General features: G+C 43.1%; 20 protein-coding genes. 9 read left to right on the forward strand and 11 right to left on the reverse strand.

What is annotated here, in order from left to right; translation table 11 throughout:
- Positions 1 to 105: 105 nt before the first annotated feature.
- The 4 genes from Q4549_RS15515 to accC all read left to right on the forward strand — a co-directional run bounded on the left by Q4549_RS15515 (position 106) and on the right by accC (position 3,925).
- Positions 106 to 1,491 carry an MATE family efflux transporter gene (locus Q4549_RS15515; RefSeq protein WP_303553346.1) on the forward strand — a complete coding sequence of 462 codons (1,386 nt, stop codon included), beginning with the start codon at positions 106 to 108 and terminating at the stop codon, positions 1,489 to 1,491.
- Positions 1,492 to 1,634: 143 nt separating this feature from the next.
- The gene (gene aroQ / locus Q4549_RS15520) at positions 1,635 to 2,081 is read left to right on the forward strand and encodes a type II 3-dehydroquinate dehydratase (RefSeq protein WP_137673831.1); all 447 of its coding nucleotides are present in this window, start codon (positions 1,635 to 1,637) and stop codon (positions 2,079 to 2,081) included.
- 35 nt (positions 2,082 to 2,116) lie between these two features.
- Positions 2,117 to 2,569, forward strand: a complete 453-nt coding sequence (accB, locus tag Q4549_RS15525) for an acetyl-CoA carboxylase biotin carboxyl carrier protein (protein ID WP_137673830.1) — start codon at positions 2,117 to 2,119, stop codon at positions 2,567 to 2,569.
- Positions 2,570 to 2,581: 12 nt separating this feature from the next.
- Positions 2,582 to 3,925 (forward strand): acetyl-CoA carboxylase biotin carboxylase subunit, encoded by a 1,344-nt coding sequence (accC, locus tag Q4549_RS15530; protein ID WP_137673829.1) that lies wholly within the window; start codon positions 2,582 to 2,584, stop codon positions 3,923 to 3,925.
- A 69-nt stretch (positions 3,926 to 3,994) separates the two neighbouring features.
- Here the strand turns inward: accC and Q4549_RS15535 are convergent, their stop codons facing one another.
- Positions 3,995 to 5,023 carry an MBL fold metallo-hydrolase gene (locus tag Q4549_RS15535; protein WP_303553345.1) on the reverse strand — a complete coding sequence of 343 codons (1,029 nt, stop codon included), beginning with the start codon at positions 5,021 to 5,023 and terminating at the stop codon, positions 3,995 to 3,997.
- A gap of 300 nt (positions 5,024 to 5,323) precedes the next feature.
- Here Q4549_RS15535 and Q4549_RS15540 point away from each other — a divergent pair, with 300 nt between their 5' ends.
- The 5 genes from Q4549_RS15540 (at position 5,324) to fis (ending at position 8,623) form a co-directional block, all read left to right on the forward strand.
- Positions 5,324 to 5,743, forward strand: coding sequence for a hypothetical protein (locus Q4549_RS15540; RefSeq protein WP_303553344.1), 420 nt, complete (start codon positions 5,324 to 5,326; stop codon positions 5,741 to 5,743).
- 76 nt (positions 5,744 to 5,819) lie between these two features.
- Positions 5,820 to 6,200 (forward strand): hypothetical protein, encoded by a 381-nt coding sequence (locus tag Q4549_RS15545; protein WP_303553343.1) that lies wholly within the window; start codon positions 5,820 to 5,822, stop codon positions 6,198 to 6,200.
- 89 nt (positions 6,201 to 6,289) lie between these two features.
- Positions 6,290 to 7,168: a 50S ribosomal protein L11 methyltransferase gene (prmA, locus tag Q4549_RS15550; RefSeq protein WP_303553342.1), complete on the forward strand. Its 879-nt coding sequence runs from the start codon at positions 6,290 to 6,292 to the stop codon at positions 7,166 to 7,168.
- Between the two features lie 163 nt (positions 7,169 to 7,331).
- Positions 7,332 to 8,288, forward strand: coding sequence for a tRNA dihydrouridine synthase DusB (gene dusB, locus Q4549_RS15555; RefSeq protein WP_303515807.1), 957 nt, complete (start codon positions 7,332 to 7,334; stop codon positions 8,286 to 8,288).
- A 35-nt stretch (positions 8,289 to 8,323) separates the two neighbouring features.
- Positions 8,324 to 8,623, forward strand: coding sequence for a DNA-binding transcriptional regulator Fis (gene fis, locus Q4549_RS15560; protein ID WP_016402072.1), 300 nt, complete (start codon positions 8,324 to 8,326; stop codon positions 8,621 to 8,623).
- Between the two features lie 425 nt (positions 8,624 to 9,048).
- Here fis and Q4549_RS15565 read toward each other — a convergent pair whose 3' ends face one another.
- From Q4549_RS15565 to Q4549_RS15610, 10 genes are all read right to left on the reverse strand, one after another.
- On the reverse strand, positions 9,049 to 9,540 hold the full coding sequence (locus Q4549_RS15565) for a hypothetical protein (RefSeq protein ID WP_303553341.1): 492 nt from the start codon (positions 9,538 to 9,540) through the stop codon (positions 9,049 to 9,051).
- 598 nt (positions 9,541 to 10,138) lie between these two features.
- Positions 10,139 to 11,704, reverse strand: coding sequence for a hypothetical protein (locus tag Q4549_RS15570; RefSeq protein WP_303553340.1), 1,566 nt, complete (start codon positions 11,702 to 11,704; stop codon positions 10,139 to 10,141).
- 408 nt (positions 11,705 to 12,112) lie between these two features.
- On the reverse strand, positions 12,113 to 12,529 hold the full coding sequence (locus Q4549_RS15575; protein ID WP_303553339.1) for a hypothetical protein: 417 nt from the start codon (positions 12,527 to 12,529) through the stop codon (positions 12,113 to 12,115).
- Between the two features lie 368 nt (positions 12,530 to 12,897).
- Positions 12,898 to 13,374 carry a hypothetical protein gene (locus tag Q4549_RS15580; RefSeq protein ID WP_303553338.1) on the reverse strand — a complete coding sequence of 159 codons (477 nt, stop codon included), beginning with the start codon at positions 13,372 to 13,374 and terminating at the stop codon, positions 12,898 to 12,900.
- Between the two features lie 16 nt (positions 13,375 to 13,390).
- Positions 13,391 to 13,738, reverse strand: a complete 348-nt coding sequence (locus tag Q4549_RS15585) for a hypothetical protein (protein WP_303553337.1) — start codon at positions 13,736 to 13,738, stop codon at positions 13,391 to 13,393.
- 140 nt (positions 13,739 to 13,878) lie between these two features.
- Complete coding sequence (locus tag Q4549_RS15590; RefSeq protein WP_303553336.1) at positions 13,879 to 15,462, reverse strand: replication endonuclease; 1,584 nt, start codon at positions 15,460 to 15,462, stop codon at positions 13,879 to 13,881.
- Positions 15,449 to 15,715 (reverse strand): hypothetical protein, encoded by a 267-nt coding sequence (locus tag Q4549_RS15595; protein WP_303553335.1) that lies wholly within the window; start codon positions 15,713 to 15,715, stop codon positions 15,449 to 15,451. Before Q4549_RS15595 ends, Q4549_RS15590 begins: the two co-directional genes overlap by 14 nt.
- Positions 15,708 to 15,956 (reverse strand): AlpA family transcriptional regulator, encoded by a 249-nt coding sequence (locus tag Q4549_RS15600; protein WP_137675410.1) that lies wholly within the window; start codon positions 15,954 to 15,956, stop codon positions 15,708 to 15,710. The genes Q4549_RS15595 and Q4549_RS15600 overlap by 8 nt, the downstream gene beginning before the upstream one ends.
- 99 nt (positions 15,957 to 16,055) lie before the next feature.
- A complete protein-coding gene (locus tag Q4549_RS15605) occupies positions 16,056 to 17,051 on the reverse strand; it encodes a hypothetical protein (protein ID WP_303553334.1) in 996 nt (331 codons plus the stop codon).
- 13 nt (positions 17,052 to 17,064) lie between these two features.
- Positions 17,065 to 17,805 carry a hypothetical protein gene (locus Q4549_RS15610; RefSeq protein WP_303553333.1) on the reverse strand — a complete coding sequence of 247 codons (741 nt, stop codon included), beginning with the start codon at positions 17,803 to 17,805 and terminating at the stop codon, positions 17,065 to 17,067.
- Positions 17,806 to 17,877: the final 72 nt, after the last annotated feature.

Here is a 17,877-nt window from a genome sequence, read left to right on the forward strand (position 1 = left end):
TATGTGGAAGTTCTTATATATAAGATAGTATCGCGTCCATAATTTCTGGTTACCGTTTTCAAGCGGATAGCTTTTATCTGATGCAAGTCACATTTTGAGGTTGTTATGCAAGCATCTCCTATTACATTGAATCGCTCATGGCTAGAGCAGTTCTGGCGCCTAGCTTGGCCAATATCTTTACAAGCAGTACTGCTAAGCCTGTTAGGCCTAGTGGATGTACTTATGGTTGCTACTTTAGGTGATGCCGAAGTGGCAGCAGTAGGTTACGCTGGTCGTGCGTTTTTTGTGGCAATTGTCATCTTGAATGGCTTTTCTACTGCTTGCGCTATTTTAAGTGCCCAGCACTGGGGAACTAAGAACTGGAACGCCATTGGCCGCACTGTGGCACTGTCGTTTTATGCAGGGCTTATTTTTACCCTTACTACCTTGGCATTTATGGTCTTTAGCCCAAGCACCATTATGCAATGGGGCAGCAGCGACGCACACTTGGTTGCCATTGGTAGTGACTACATTCGCGCCACCGCGTTGATGATCTTATTCACCCTACCCGTGATTGTGATTGAGTCTGCCTTGCGTGCTAGCGGCAATACCAAACTCCCGCTGTACATTAGTATTTTTGCGGTAGTCGCTAATATTCTATTAAACCAGGTGCTTATTTTTGGCTTTGGACCCATCCCTGCAATGGGCATTGTTGGCGCAGGCGTAGCAACAGTGATTGCCCGCTTGTTGCAGCTTGTGGTTTTGGTTACCAGTTTATGGTGGCAATCGCACCCACTACTAAAAGTATCAATGATTGGTTTTTGGCAATTTAGCCGCGCAGAAGTAAACAAATACGCCAAGCTGGCACTGCCTTTAGTGATCAACTTTAGCATTTGGTCTAGCGGTGTATTTGTATTTGCCACCTTGTATGGTCAGCTGGGCACCAATGCCTTAGCAGCAATGAGCTTGATCAGCCCTATTGAAGGCATGGCTATATCTTGTTTCATGGGCTTTTCTGCTGCTTGTTCCATTATGGTGGGTAATAAACTAGGCGCGAACCAATTTAACCAAGCTTGGGTTGATGCACGTTTAGCCTTACTGGTTAGCCCAATTGCCGCTATCGCTATTGGTGTTGCAGTGTGGCTATTAAGCTATCCTTTATTGAACTTGTTTGGCGCGCTAGAGTCTGAAACCTTGGAACTCGCACAACAATTGGTGCTAATTTTGGCCGCCTCTACCTGGTTACGCATCTTCAACATGGTGCTAATTAACGGTATTTTACGTAGCGGTGGTGATAATGGTTTTTGCTTAATGTCGGATACCTTCTGCCAATGGGGAGTGGGTTTAATGCTAACGTCTATCGCAATCTTTGTGTTTGATGTGAGCTTAATTACTGCCTTCTGTATTGCCCTAAGCGAAGAAGTATTTAAGGCTATGTTGTGCTTTTGGCGAATGAACCAAAAGAAATGGCTACGTAACCTAACAACAGAGCCTCTCGCCGAAACGAACTGATTAGACCAGAAAAATGCTGCCATTTTCTGCGAAAACACTATAATTACCGAAAATGTCGATGACTTAGCACATTTACCATTGATAAATGTGCTAACCTTCGGAAATCGACACGTTCTATAATTTAAGCTGGCTTTTCAACGAAAATGACTAATAAATTCTCTATTTTGTTACTCAATGGTCCAAATCTTAATCTTCTTGGTAAGCGTGAACCCGAGGTTTACGGTCACCAGAGTTTAGACGACATTGTTGAGCAGCTACGCATTCAAGCCCATGACATGGGTGTTAGCCTTCAGGATTTTCAATCCAATATCGAAGGCGAGCTGATTAATCGCATTCATCAAGCCATGGGCGAGATTGACTTCATTATCATCAACCCTGCGGCTTTTACTCATACCAGTGTGGCACTTCGTGATGCTCTGCTCGGTGTGAATATTCCTTTTATAGAAATTCACTTGTCTAACGTGCATGCACGTGAACCTTTCCGCCATCACTCTTACTTAGCAGACAAAGCTGAGGGAGTGATTTGTGGCTTGGGCAGTCAAGGATATCAATTTGCTTTGACCGCAGCCTTAAACAAGCTGCAGCAATAGTTGTTAATTAACCTAATACGATAAAGAGAGCCCTTATGGATATTCGCAAGATTAAAAAATTAATCGAATTAGTTGAAGAATCTGGTGTAGCTGAATTAGAAATCACTGAAGGTGAAGAAGCAGTACGCATTAGCCGTAATTTTAGTGGTGCAGCGCAAGCAGTATACGCCCCAGCACCTATTGCTGCTCCAGCGCCAGTTGCCGCACCTGCTAATGCTCCTGCAGCGCCGGCTGCCAGCGAAGCTGTGGCATCTGGTCACAAAATGCTATCGCCAATGGTAGGCACTTTCTACCGTTCATCTTCACCTGAAGCACAACCGTTTGTGCAAGAAGGCCAGCAAGTAAACGTAGGCGATACCTTGTGCATCATTGAAGCAATGAAAATGATGAACCAGATTGATGCTGACAAAGCTGGTGTAGTAAAAGCCATCTTAGTTGACGACGGTGAAGCTGTTGAATTTGATGAACCGCTATTCATCATCGAATAAAGAGGCATTTGTATGCTAGATAAAGTAGTTATTGCTAACCGTGGTGAAATTGCCCTGCGGATTTTGCGCGCCTGTAAAGAACTGGGCATTAAAACCGTTGCTGTGCACTCAACAGCCGACCGTGATTTAAAACACGTATTGTTAGCCGATGAATCAATTTGTATTGGTAAGCCTGCAGCATCGGAAAGTTATTTAGACATTCCGCGCATTATTGCTGCCGCTGAAGTCACTGATGCAGTAGCGATCCACCCGGGCTACGGTTTCTTGTCTGAAAACGCTGAGTTCTCTGAAATAGTTGAGAAAAGTGGTTTTGTTTTCATCGGTCCTAAAGCTGAAACCATTCGCATGATGGGCGACAAGGTTGAAGCAATTAAAGCCATGAAAAAAGCCGGTGTGCCATGTGTACCCGGTTCAGATGGCCCACTAGGCACCGATGAGAAGCAAAATGCTGCCATCGCTAAACGCATTGGTTATCCGATTATTATTAAAGCTGCTGGCGGCGGCGGTGGTCGTGGTATGCGTGTGGTTCACAAAGAAGAAGAACTACATACTTCTGTTGATTTAACCCGTACTGAAGCTGGTTCGTTCTTTGGTAACGATATTGTTTACATGGAGAAATACTTAGAAAATCCACGCCATGTGGAAGTTCAAGTATTGTCTGATGGTCAAGGCGGTGCAATTCATTTAGGTGAGCGTGATTGTTCTATGCAACGTCGTCACCAAAAAGTGGTAGAAGAAGCGCCAGCGCCAGGCATCACTGAAGATATGCGTCGCAATATTGGTGAGCGCTGTACTCGTGCCTGTATTGAAATTAACTACCGTGGTGCAGGTACTTTTGAGTTCTTGTACGAAAACGGCGAGTTCTACTTCATTGAAATGAACACCCGTATTCAGGTTGAGCATCCGGTTACCGAAATGGTGACAGGTATCGACTTAATCAAAGAGCAACTGCGCATTGCTGCTGGCCAACCACTGTCGTTTAGCCAAGATCAAGTGAAGCTAACGGGTCACGCCATTGAGTGTCGAATTAACGCTGAGGATGCGGAAACCTTTATCCCATCTCCAGGCCGCATTAACCGTTTCCACCCACCAGGTGGTATGGGTATTCGCTGGGATTCACACGTTTATGCAGGCTACTCTGTGCCGCCTTACTACGATTCAATGATTGGTAAGCTGATCACTTACGGTGAAAACCGTGACATAGCGATTGCTCGTATGAAGAACGCATTGTCAGAGCTAGTGATTGACGGCATCAAAACTAACGTGCCGCTTCAGCAAAAAATTATGCAAGACGAAAACTTCCAATTTGGTGGAGCAAACATCCACTACCTTGAGAAAAAACTCGGCATGCAATAAGCAACAAGCTGATACTAAAAAGGCCCTAAGCATGCTTAGGGCCTTTTTTATTGGCGTAAATCCAAGTGCTTATTTTAAGTCTCGCCACCATGCTTCGGTAGGTTGGTGTTGGCCAACTTTGAAAACTTCACCAATTTTTGGTGTCACTAACTCCACACCCGCTTGCTGGCTTAGCGCGCTAATGCGTTCTAGTGGTTCGTACCAGGAATGAAACGCCAAATCGAAAGTAGCGTTGTGTACTGGCATCATGGCTTGGCCACGTAAATCGAGGTGAGCCTGCAGCGTTTGTTCAGGTGTCATATGCACCGCTGACCAATCTTTATCATAAGCGCCAGTTTCCATCATAGTGAGATCAAAGGGACCAAAGCGCTCGCCAATTTGCTTAAAACCATCAAAGTACCCAGAATCACCACTAAAGAAGATCCGTTTGTTGGGAGAGTCAATCACATACGACGCCCACAAGGTTTGGTTTCCATCGAATAATCCACGCCCAGAGAAGTGCTGGGTTGGCGTGGCAGTAATGCTTAGCTCACCAAATTCGGCAGATTGCCACCAACGTAAAGGTTGAATGCGCTCAGGCTTTACGCCCCAATCAATTAAATGCTGATCAACACCTTCAGGTACTACAAAGTGCTTAACCTTGTCTTTTAATAGGCCAATGCTGTATTTGTCTAAATGATCATAATGGTCATGGGAGATCAATACCCCATCAATATTATCTAGCTCGTTAAGATTTAGCGGGGGTTGATGAAAGCGCTTTGGCCCAATAAAACTAAACGGCGAAGTACGCTGCGAAAAAACCGGGTCAATTAACCATCGCTGCCCACCCACCAGCATGTAAACACTAGAGTGACCGAAACGAATCACACTATCTTGCTCTACAGGCAAGGCATCGAGTGAAGCAGCAGTTAATGGCAACACTGGAATAGCTTTGGTCGGCGTGGCATCTACTCGACGCTCAGTCACGTAACGCCATAAAATTCCCCATGCCGAGCTGTTGGCAGGGCTTGCTTGGCTGTTTTGATACTTGCCATCAAGCTGTGTGGTATTAAATATGCTGTTGTCTGCCGCCAGTACGGGTGCTATCGAAGTGCTCATTAATCCTCCCAAACAAAAACTCATTACGGTACGTCGAATTGTCAACATCTCTACCTCTACAAATTACACCGAGGAGTTTACATTCAAATCAAACAAAGTAAACCATAAAGTTTACTTTTTTAAGGATTAGATATCGTTCAATCTGTAACCAAGTTGTTACAGCAAACAAGCAAGCTAATCTCACGGACAAAAGCAGAATCTTCATTTTGACTTACACTTTGTTCATCTTAATTAGAGCAAAGTTATGCTTTGGGAAGTGGTAATTTAGCCGATAAACTCAATGGAATAGCGTGTAACACCATGATCATTAAGCCAATATATGAAATATTGCCAAGTCTGTATTTGGCCGCAGGGTCTAGCTCTGTATTATGGATAGACTCAAACTTAGGTGTAGCTGGTGGCGCCCTATTGTTTTGCCTTGGTGCGCTTATATGGGTGATGCGTTCCAACTTTAGGCGCCACGATCAAGTGGTCCACTCTCGCAAACGCTTTACCATTCCCGAATCCTTGTACGAATTTATGCCCTTCTTCTTTATCGCAATAGCACTAAGCTTAGCCTCTACCCAATCTACTTTACTGGCTTACGGCATCGCTATGTTATGCATGTATCGTGGCTGTTCGCTGCTGTATTTGCGGCATAAGTACCGCCAACACGCTTGGCAAAAAGCGCAAATGACAACTGCAGCAGCCCAATCATCTAAACATCGCACAGTAGATTAGTAGACTATTTGGTCAATTTCTTCATTGAGTCTATGCTTAATAAGTTAATGGAATGTTAAGAGCAATGGAGGCAACCATGTTACCGAAAGCGATATACGAATTACTGCCTAGCGGATATTTGTATGCAGGCACCAGCTCCATGTTGTTTCTAGAGCCTTGGCTAGCCCATGTAGGTGGGGCTATTTTATTTGCCATGGGAGCCTTAGTGTGGGTGCTTAGGTCTAACTACCGTCGTTACGACAAATTTAAAAAATCCTTTCTACGTAAACGGAAGGTGATCCCAGAGCCTCTATACGAATTTATTCCTTTTCTCTATTTAGCCGTAGCGGTGGTAATTGTTAGCGTGGTGTTCAATGCACCTTCCATTGTACTTGCCTTACTGGCCTGTTACCGAGGCCTGCAGCTATTATACAAGCGTGCTAAATACCGCCATCGCGGATTAAGCCCGAGCAGTTAAACCCGCCACTTAAAGGCTTAGCATATTTTTAATGCTAAGCCTTATCTAACCCAGTACACTTGCCGCATAATCTTCTAGAGGAGCGGACAATGCCTTGGATCCAGCTGAAAATTAACGCCACAAAAGACACTGCCGAGACCATTGGCGACATACTAATGGAAACCGGTAGCCAAGCCGTTACCCTGTTAGACCGCCACGACACACCGGTATTTGAGCCCTTATTAGGGGAAACACCGTTATGGGGCGATACCGACGTGCAAGGCCTTTACGACGCCACCACCGATATGGTGCCTATTCTTGAGTTCTTGCGCGAAGCGCTGATAATTGACGATGGCAACTACAAGCTAGATCAACTTGAAGATAAAGACTGGGAACGCGAGTGGATGAAAGACTTCCACCCGATGCAGTTTGGCAAGCGCCTTTGGATTTGCCCAAGCTGGACCGACGTACCCGACCCAAGCGCAGTAAACGTAATGCTCGACCCAGGGCTTGCCTTTGGTACCGGTACTCACCCCACTACAGCGCTATGTTTAAAATGGCTAGACCAGCTCGACCTTAGCGGTAAAACAGTGGTGGACTTTGGCTGTGGCAGCGGCATTTTAGCGATTGCCGCTATCAAGCTTGGCGCTGAACGCGTCGTCGGCATTGATATCGACCCTCAAGCCATTCTTGCCAGCCGTGACAACGCCGAGCGAAATGGCGTTGCCGACAAACTCGAGCTATATCTACCCAAAGACCAACCAACAGATTTTAAAGCCGACATCGTAGTGGCCAATATTCTCGCAGGGCCACTTAAAGAATTGGCAGAAGTAATACTCGCCTACCTAAAACCGCAAGGTTTAATTGCCTTATCTGGCATTCTAGAAGAACAAAGTTCCACCGTTGTGGATGCTTATCAATCACAGTGCGATATGGATCCGGTTGTTCTCGATCAAGAATGGTGTCGATTAAGCGGCACAAAACGCTAAGTTACCCCAAAAAGTGGGGCAAACCCTATCTCAAAGGGTTTGCTGCCATATTCCTCCACTAAAAATCCAGCTTTTTTTTTGAAAAATGTTCAAAATATAGCCTTTCCAGCGTGCTAAAAAAGTCGTAAACTACGCCGCCCTGAGATTGAGAAGAACGCGAGTCATGAATATAGGCAGTTATAAACTGGACAATCCGGTGATACTAGCGCCTATGGCTGGCATTACTGATCAACCTTTTCGCCGCTTATGTTGGCGACTAGGCGCAGGGCTTACGGTTTCAGAGATGGTGTCCAGTAACCCTCGGGTGTGGAATAGCCAAAAATCGCTAAATCGTATGGTTCACCTAGATGAATGCGGCATACGCAGTGTTCAAATAGCTGGAGCTGACCCAGAATTGATGGCTCTCGCCGCCCAACATAATGTGGCAAATGGCGCGCAAATCATCGATATCAATATGGGCTGTCCTGCGAAAAAGGTAAACAAAAAGCTGGCTGGTTCGGCGCTATTACAGCAACCGGAACTAGTAGCAAAGATTCTTGATGCTGTTGTACAGGCGGTTGATGTTCCTGTGACCTTAAAGATTCGTACTGGATGGTCGCCAGAACACCGCAATGCTTTGCATATTGCCAAGCTTGCAGAAACGGCTGGCATTCAAGCTTTAGCCATTCATGGTCGGACGCGAGCATGTATGTATAAAGGTTTGGCTGAGTACGACACTATCAAAGCAGTAAAACAAGAAGTCTCAATACCGATTGTGGCTAATGGTGATATCACCACCCCAGAGCAAGCCAAGCATGTGCTGGCCTACACTGGAGCGGACGCCATCATGATCGGTCGAGGAGCCCAAGGTAACCCTTGGCTTTTCAGAGAAATTAATCACTTCTTAAGCACTGGTGAGCATATTGCTTCACCACAGGCCGAAGAAGTGAAGGAAGTAATGCTTCACCACTTAGACAACCTGTATTCACACTACGGGGAGTACCAAGGGGTACGTATCGCTCGCAAACATGTGGGGTGGTACTTGAAGCAATTAGCGGACACGGACGAGTTTCGTAGCCAGTTTAACCAGCTTGAATCAGCCCTGGCACAAACGTCCGCGATTGAGCAGTTTTTCGAATAGTTGTGATCATTAATTAATTAAAAAGAGCGTCAAGTATGTTTGATTCAAATACCACCACAAACACACTTTCTACTATGACTAGCAGTGCTACGAGTACTGAAGTGAAAGAACGTCCATTGCGTGATTCTGTTGAGCAAGCATTGCGCAACTACTTCGCACAGTTAAATGGCGAAGATGTGTCTGAATTGTACGAGTTAGTACTATCTGAAGTTGAAGCTCCGTTGCTTGACGTAGTTATGCAATACACGCGTGGCAACCAAACTCGCGCTTCAATCATGTTAGGTATCAACCGCGGTACTTTACGCAAGAAGTTAAAAAAATACGGCATGAACTAAACACCTGTTCATAACCTATTGATTAAAAAGCCAAAGTGTTTAACTTCACTTTGGCTTTTTTGTGTTTGCTACACACACTGCTACACACGGAAAAATGTGTAAAATAGGCAATATTGACTAAATTTAGACTTAAAAAGGATTTTACGAACTTTTAGCTTTATCCGAAATGGAACTTGATAGAGGAGTCTGAGGCCATTTTGAACGTGAAGATGAGCCCTAACTTATAAATGGACAAACGCGTTGCGATGGTTCGCTGTAATACGTCTATGGACAAAGGCGAGTTACGGCACTCGCTAACACGCCTCTGTCGGATAGACGACTGCAGTGGAAGACCAATTTTGGCCACTAAATCAGAGGATGGTTGGCGTTTAGATTGTTTGGTCTAACGCTTAGCTGGACGGAACTTAGTTACGCGCCTTAGCCCATTATTTGACGCTTTGCAGTAAATCAGCTATCTCTGAGGATGTTCGCCAAAAAACAAATACGTTAAATTCAAATTTAACTTGCTTCTTTCCAAATAGGTTGCGATGAATTCCTATAGGTGTCGCAACCTTTCCTTTTTTAAGGTGAATTACTAAATATCTGCTAGACATCTTCTTGCCTGAGTCGATTTTTCGAATGTCACTCCAAGGAATAAATCCGTTAAACTCTCTACTTTGTATTAGTTTGTAACTTATTCCTCTTTGGTCAGCCACAATTGGATAAAGAAGTGTTTTAAGAACATACCAATAAATGAGCAATAAAATAAAAGACAACATATAGAAGAAACTAAGAATTAGAAATTTCACCAAGTTTAATGTGTTGATTTCTTTGGTCAAAAATAATGGAAGTGCAATAGCTACGAAGGCCCCGATACCAAAAATAAAAAAACCTATAACCTTGTGAAAGACTGAAGGTTTTATAATGATGTTGCGCATCAAATTTCTCCATTAACGTTTCGATTTTGGGTAAGTGCAGAGGCCCATCGATTCACTAAAGCTTCAACAGTTATTTTCTTCTAGGTAGATTATTTTAGCAGCTGAGTGAGCTGATAACGGTCTTCAAGATAGTCATAACATATAGCCTCTCGTCTGTTCCTGTTTTACCTCTAACACATTGTCTACTTTGATGTTTTCTTTCTATTTTATCAATAGTAAGAGTTCAAATTTTGTATACCAGCATGACAAAAGCAATATGATAAGTTATGAACTTGATAATTGCAGAGAGAAAATCGCAAGCCCTAAATGTTCAATTATCCACATGACTTACTGAGAGGGATTTCTAAAAAAATTAGTTTTGATATGGTGAATACGAGTATTTAAGTTGTTATTAAACCATCAACGCAACAAACTTTGGGGCAATTTCGAGTTACGGTTAAGCTTTTTTTAACCTGAAAAGTGTCTAGGTTAATCAGGCCTTACCACATCGGCAAAACACTGGATAGACACAACTGCCAGCATTGCATACAAAAATATACCGAACTTCTTTTTAATGTATCCGGTAATCATCAAGTTACTCCATAACAAAAGCGACGTTTTAGCGTTGCTCTATTTCATATTCTATAGGTTTCTTCGTAACGTCAGACTTTAGTAACTTTAATCGAGCCTTGGACAAATCTAACTTTGAAAAATCACGTTCGTATAAATCCTTACCTTCAGACTTGGACTTTTTAACACTAGACTTTTTCTCATTAGAGCGGTCAACAGCCGCAGCAACAATTGCTGCACAAGGATTTGCGTTCCGGTAATACAGGGATGATGCTAAGCCGACCTGTAGTTGCAAGGAGTAGTCTAGAAAATATAAAGGAGGTGTATTTAAGTTAGGCGATGCTGCAACACATTGGTTATTGTTGTCTATTGCTCCAAATGGAGTACCAGCCTGAATATTTCGAAACCAAAGCATGTCCTCTGTATTAGAACAATTAGCCGGAGGAACCATAGACACCCGAGTGAAATCCCTATAAGAAGCCCCTGAACGAGTAACATTTGAGACCATTTGCGCAGTCGAGTGACAACTTATACATGACGACCGAGGGTTGTCTACTGGTCCGTTTAATCGACCATGCCTACCGAATACTGAACCATATATCGATGGAACTTCTGGGTTAACCCAAGTTTCATCAATTACACCTACACCAGAAGCGGTGACATCTGGGTCATTGCCCCACTGGAGTCCAACTGGAGTAAGTCTATGCCATGGATCTGATATTGAACCTTGAAGTGACTTGTCGTAAACAAAAGTAGCAAATACCCACCCCGTCTGCAAAGAACGAGGGTCTTTAACCGCTATGTCTACTTGAAGCAATCTAACCTTAACTAGCGGGGCATTGGGTGTACTTACATCAACAACACTCCACTCAGGTGAGCCTTCCAATGGATCTGTACCAGGGACAATTTTAGACGGGTCATATTCTGCAAATAGTATTTTAAATACCATGGTGCCATCGATAAATGTGGCTTTTGATGGATCGGCTAAAGCTGGGTTTGGGTCGTTAAAAACCTGTCCCAACGTATAACTACCTAAAGCATTATAGTAACCGATAGCGAACGATCTTAATCCATTAGAGCTATTTTGTATCCACGTATGTTCGTTAGCTCTTAGCAGGCGCTCTTTTGTTACTCCGTGATAGGGCTCTCTCTTAGAGTTAGGGCTTGTCGTCATCATTGGTACATGGTACCAACGGCGTTTGTTGTTTTTTTGCGCTACAAAATCAACAGATGTCATTCCAGCAAATGCATAGTTCTTAATTGCGTTTAAATAATCGAGTCGCTCTGAACCTAAGTGGAAATCATGTGATAACCAAGATGCGGTAGTGCTCGGTTCAGGAGGGTCAAATCGCACAATTTCTTGGTTTTCAACTACTGGAATACCAAGCCAATACCCTTGGGCTAACTGGAATGTTTCAACATCGTCTCCAATGGGGGCGTCAGAAATCCAATCAGGGTACCAACCTGAACATTGCGCTGTACAACCGCTCCCCGGCCCTCCAAAGCAATCAGTGCTTACGACTTGTGTTAAAGAAGGGTCAGAACGGCATCCGAATAGAGCGGCTGAAACTAAAATCGAAGTGAAAAAACACGATACATTTCTTGTTAGATACATATGTAAGTTTCCTGTCCACGAGGTGCGTTCTATCACCAAAGGTGTAGCATCAGTTCTCGTTAATATACGAATAACCAAAATTGTAAGCGTTGTTTGGGCAGTTCTTAACAATTAACACTAGTAGTTAAAAAGTTATCCATCAATAAATAATCATGGTTTTTGAACGGGATTAAACATAGCAACATTTAAGGAGGGGCGAATCAGTATAGAAAGGCTTACTTTTATAACTACAGAATCTCTTGTACCTACAGACATTTGGACAAAAGAGACTCAGCGATCTTGCTCATTTACCAATCTTTGAAATAATTCAGGTATCGAAATGTTGCTTAACTAAAATGGTACAAGTCAAACCAATTAGGTCGTCAAGCGCATTGTTGGCCAATGTTATAGTCTCGATCATATCACTCATTATTTACCCTCCACTTTGAAGCGTAAGTCGCCAACTATGTACCGGCTATTAATAATCCCGTCTAGTGGGAAGTTGGCAAAAGCGTTTAGAACTTCAGTTTCTAACTCTTTTTTTAATGACTTATCTGTAAATGTCTCCCAAATATATAGCTCGCTCTCCTGCTCTCTTGCAATTCGATACATATTTTGTCTATAGAAAAAGAAATACTCGTAACCTATAGCTCTAATATCAACTGAAGGTGCTCGGAATAGATATGCTTGCTTTTTATGGTCAATCGACCTAGCAGAATCTCGTTTAGTTCTGGTGCTAAAATAGTTACGACGCTTCAAAAGAAAAAGTTTAGAAGGGTCACAGGAAGCATCTCGAAAAATCTCATCTTCTATTTCTTGTGTTATTAGTTCGTTGACATAACTCATTGTTAATCCTTTTTAAATACGTAGATTATAAAATTTGACTCAACCATAGCTTTGCATATCTACCTTGCTGCGGTAATAAATGCTTATGGGACCCCTCTTCAGCCAGTTGTCCTTTCTCAATCACAAATATTCGGTCGCAATGTTTAATGGTATTTAAACGGTGGGCAATACTGATAACTGTTCGGCCGTTCGTTATTAAAGGCAAACGGTTAATACTCGCTGGCTCAGATTCATAATACAACGCACTGGTAAAAGTTAAGTGAAGAGAGAACACAAAGCTTAGCTTTTTAAACACGTAATGGGGCAGAAATGCGTTAGAAAATTAACCCTAACGCATGCATTCTAAATAAGAAAAACTATCACAATGGTTATAGATTCAATTGTTTAATAACTGCGATTAAATCAAAGGGCTTAGCAAACTGAGGCTCTTTTAGAGAAGCTATCAGCTCTTCAGAGTTAAGCGCGTCAATATCATTCGCTAGCTCTTCGGGTTTAAAGTTCTGTTTTAACTTAAGCCACTCTTCGAGTTGCATTTTATCTTCAGTCTGAGCAGCGTACTCAACTAAAGAAAGGGAGTATTCATCGGCCTGAACTTGAGTACAACGCTCCATTGCTTCGTGGCTGGCAATGAGTAGTACTACCTTTTTACTGTCTGATGATAAGTCTGCAAACCATATACTGGTTAGCTTATCTACTTCTATTTGGCTTCTACGGCTTTCTCTGCAAATCTGGGTTTTAGCATTTAAAGCTTGGTACTTGAGCTCCACATCTTTTGCTAGGTCTTCATTACTCACAAGCAAAGACGCTGAAGAAGCCGCCGCTGAAAACGTAAGAGTTAAGCACATTGTTAATAATTTAAGCCTATAGAGCATTGTATACGCACTCCCAAAAACGTCTTTCTTTACCGTGAGTGTAAATAGATGCGGTGCCTGCAATGTCTTCTAACTTTTTCCGTTTTATTTCGGGAATACTTTTTAAAGCGTTGGCGTACAACTCCCAGTTGTAAGTTGTAATTTGATAACCCGTAGAGATCAACTCTGCCGTTTTATAGGTGCCTCGACCTGCAAATATCTGAAAAAACGGTACGATGCTGATGAGCTTATCCAACAAATTCGCCATCTCAACGGTATCGTTCATCTGCTCTATGTATCGTAGCGTTCTATCGCTAGGCTCAAAGCCCTGCAAATGGCAAAAACTTCCCTTATTCATAAGGCCTCCATAAAATTAATTATCAACTCTATCAGTAGAGTGTACTGCAATCAATTTATAAACCCCTGAGACACTTAGTTTTGCTTAACGTTGTTAGGTGGCAACAAAAACCGACTTTTAAATGTAGTCAGTACAGTTATTTACAGAACTCCAAGTAAAGCCGAAGAGCTAGAGCTTCTAACCACCTGCCATTCAAAGTGGCGGGTTACTATTTCTAAGCCTTGGTAAAGCACGCCTTTAAGCCGTTTCACAAATACATCGCCATAGGCGTTGGTTTTGCACTCGCCTGTTTCAGTATCTACGGTTTGTTGGTAGTAAACCCGTAACGGCCTGTTGGCTAACTTGCACCACACACCGCCCATTACTTTGGTAAACTCTTTCCAATTGGCGGTATCTGCTGCTTTAAAGGCTAGCTGGATAGTTTCGTCAAACTGGCAAACTTTCTTTAGCCTGCGAAGCTCTCGCCATACGGTGACCGATGCCCCGCCCACTTGTTGAAACTGCCTAATGCGCCAACATGCCGCCCATGCATTAACCCTAGCGGCGGCTTCTATTGGTTCTTCACCATGAATGCCACTCTCTAGTGATTTACCGTTAATGTTCTTAGACACATACTTAGCTAAGTAACCTGCTGCGCTTCCTTTATTTGGGTCTATTTCTACCGCTTTAAAACGGTGTAAGTCTGCGCCCTTCTCATTGCCATCTTCTTCAAAGGCATAGTGGCGGTGAATATCCAACATGCGCTGCTTTTGTTCGGGGGCGATAAATACCAGTAAATGCCAATGGGGTGTGCCGTCATGGTGGGGCTCGGCCACTCTTATGCCATAGGGTTTGATATTGTCTCTATCGAGTTGAGCACGGATTTTAGCGTAGGTGCTGCATAGATACTGTTGGCCATCTTTAGGCAGCGAGCCATCCCATTTAGCATTACGGTGGCCGGTAGTGCCATAACTAGAATGGTATTTAGACGGGCAAGTAAGCGTTAAGAACAAACCAACATGCTTATGCTCTTCGGCTAACTCTTGAAAGCCCCTAGCCCTTACCATTAGTTCTTGTCTGCGGATTTCGGGGTTAGATACGTTTAAGTCTGATAGCTCTTTTAAGCTGTAACGTTGCCCTGCATCGTTTATTACAAAGGAGCTAGACATAAGCTTGTCTTGATAGGCCAGTTGCGCTGTTCGGCGGTTAAGAGTGATGTTGCTGCAGTAGATTTGCTTTCTTTTATTCACTAGCCCTATGTGTTGCGCAGTGGTTTCAATATCTTGATTCAGTTTCTGGCGTAGCTTTCTAAGCCACCAACCACTGTTTTTAGTGCGGTTGATGGCCCCTTTGTACGCGTCATTTTCGGTGTCGGCGGTATCAACGTCACCCTTCAGTAAGATACGTGGAATAGGCGGCTTGATGCCTTTACCCCGAATGTAAGCGGCTATGTCTTCATAGGCAGATTTAGGTGAATCACTTAAGCGTGTAAGCCTTGTGCAGTTATCAGCCTTTTCAGTGGCTTTTTTTCTTAAGTCTTCTTCGCACAAATCTAGATTTAAGCTTATGGGTTTAGCGCCAATGGCTTTGGCTACGTTATCGCGAGTAGTGCGGATGCCAATATTGGCATCTCGCTTAGTAGGCGCAGCATGATACTGCGCCATCAGTGGCATTCTAAACTCTGTAGGAAAGCTGGCTAAGATACGCAATACATACGCTTTATCATCATGGTCAGGTACGGGCATTAAACACCTCCCAACCTTTAGTGCTTATGCGGTATTGCAGCCATTGAATGCCGCAATGGTAAACCGAAGAGAAAGTAATCAAACCTAAGTCCTTTAAGCGATTAAAGGTGCGTTTATCAAATTGCTTAGACAGGCGCTTACAGGTCTTTTCTCTTACATGTTCACCTTCGGGCGTCACGTAAAACTTGATACATGCGCCGTTAGCAAAATCACTCAGCATCCTTAAAGCTTCATTGGTAACTGAACTAGACATGGGCAACACCTCCCAACTGGCCTAAGTGCTCTAAGCGTTGAAAGCTGCATAACCACGCGTCTAAGTCTTCGCGTAAATAGCGAACTGCGCGGCCAATTTTAATGAATGGTGGTGCTGGGGTGTGGTTGTCACGGTTTCCGCTCATACGCGCTTGGCGTAAATAAGAGCGGCTCATGCCAATGTAGATAGCAGTTTCTTGTTCGGTGAGTACTCGTTTATCTGTTTCACTAAGGTTAATCATCTTTGTTGCTCCTGATACATTTAAAGTTCAGGAGCAGTGTTGCTTAGTGAAAAGGTCGAATTAGCGCAGCGATAATTGCGATAAGTGCAGCGATAATTTTTAGTTAGAAATTATCCGTTTTTTAAGTTTACTTAGCGCAGTTGCTAAAGAAGAGAACTTCATTGTCTGACGATTTAAACCCGCCCGACTCACCCAAAGCAGCTCAGTAGCAGATACATCGAGAAGAATATTGTACTTATCAAATGGGCGCTCTCCTTCGTCTTTAGCGAACTCATTTTCCAAAGTACGCCAAACACCTTTATGAGAGGTATCACCACCAGCAATAAGTATGTTGTACAACACTTCATGTAAATCATTATTGAACGTTAAAGTGTTTGTTTGCTCAGGCTCGATAGCTTGGATTTGTTTACCAGCAATGGGCTGCTCAACTTCTGGCGATCCAAACATTTGTGCTTCTAGCTTTTTAAGAGAAGCTAAGCTAATGCCTAGCTCACTGCGTTGAAAGGTGAAACCTATTTCGCTAAGTATCAACTCAGGTGTTAACTCTGCGTCTTCTTTGCTCTTGGTAATATCAGCTTCGTATTTAAGAACATGCTCATCTTCTGGATCGAAATCTTTTCGTAATGAAGCTAGCCCTTTCATTGCCCCAAAAAACATCTCTTGGCCTTGCGCCATTAGCCTCTGATTTGAAGCTCTTTCGATAAAGTAGGGATAAACGCGCAAATGTGGATAATCCGACATTTCAGAAGGTCGTCCCCATTCAGCAATCAGGTTATTCGGATAATAAACCTGAAATGGATACACTTCAGAAACAAGCTCAACCCCAGCATTGGCAGTGGCTCGTCCGAAATATACTTGGGACTTTCCAGAGTCGATTATATTAGAGGCGGACTTAGCCGAGACCCCCATCCAACCGCGATAGTTGTAAACACCTATTCCTCGGAAGCGCCCCTCAACCACAGCACCAATAATGCTTTTAGTCGATTTTGTATAACACGCAAACTCAAGCTCACTTGGATTGGTATGTAGGGAAATATCAGACTCAGTTAACTTGGAAAACCGCCCCACTTCCGACAACAATACAAACTTTTCCAAAACCACTCCTTTGTTAGTTTTCTTCATCTGGTTTAGTTCCGAAACGGACTTCATACCTAAGCCCATCGGTTGGGAAGATTTCCGTAAACTCACCATTCCAAATGGCTATATCTGTAGAGGACTTTGCCAAAAGTAACCCCTCCGCAAAAAGCTCATTATCTTTGAACAAAAAAATACACTTTTCTTTCTGGCTGAGTTGGGATTGCTCACAACCTTGAAAACTAGCCAGTTCTCTATCAGCCCAAGCTTTACCCTGCCAGTGCCCTAAAGCTGGAAATAATAGTAACAAACACAATAAACACACAGCACCATAAGGAACGATAGAACCTAAAAATCCTCCTATAGCCGGAATCACCAAGTAGTGGTGAAACTTATCATTTAGTTCTTTTCTATTGATATAACTCGCTATGGGATTTTTTATCGGGTTTAGAACGCTATATACTGCGACGAAAAAGATGACTGCACCACTAACACCAGAAATGACCAAGACCCATTGATTGTTAGAAAGATAGTTAAATGCTCTAAAAGCCATGGTGAAGATACAGACAAAAGCTCCAACTAAATGCTCTTGAATCGTTTGAGGAAAAAAGTCACTGCTAACCCCAAATACACTCAAATAACCATAGAAATAGAAGTACCCCAACAAATAAAGAACAGGTACTGAAATGGTTGTTATACCAACAATGCGATTTAGCGTAAGTAGCTTTAAAACAGGGTGCTGATCCTTTCCTTCAGCCTTAGCCTCAAGTTCCATGTAAGAGTCCAATATAGAGAGCCACTATTGATATACAAAATGATAAGTCATGCTAAGGCATTGAAGCAATTG

Source organism: Agarivorans sp. 2_MG-2023 (assembly GCF_030548085.1).
Lineage (GTDB): Bacteria > Pseudomonadota > Gammaproteobacteria > Enterobacterales > Celerinatantimonadaceae > Agarivorans.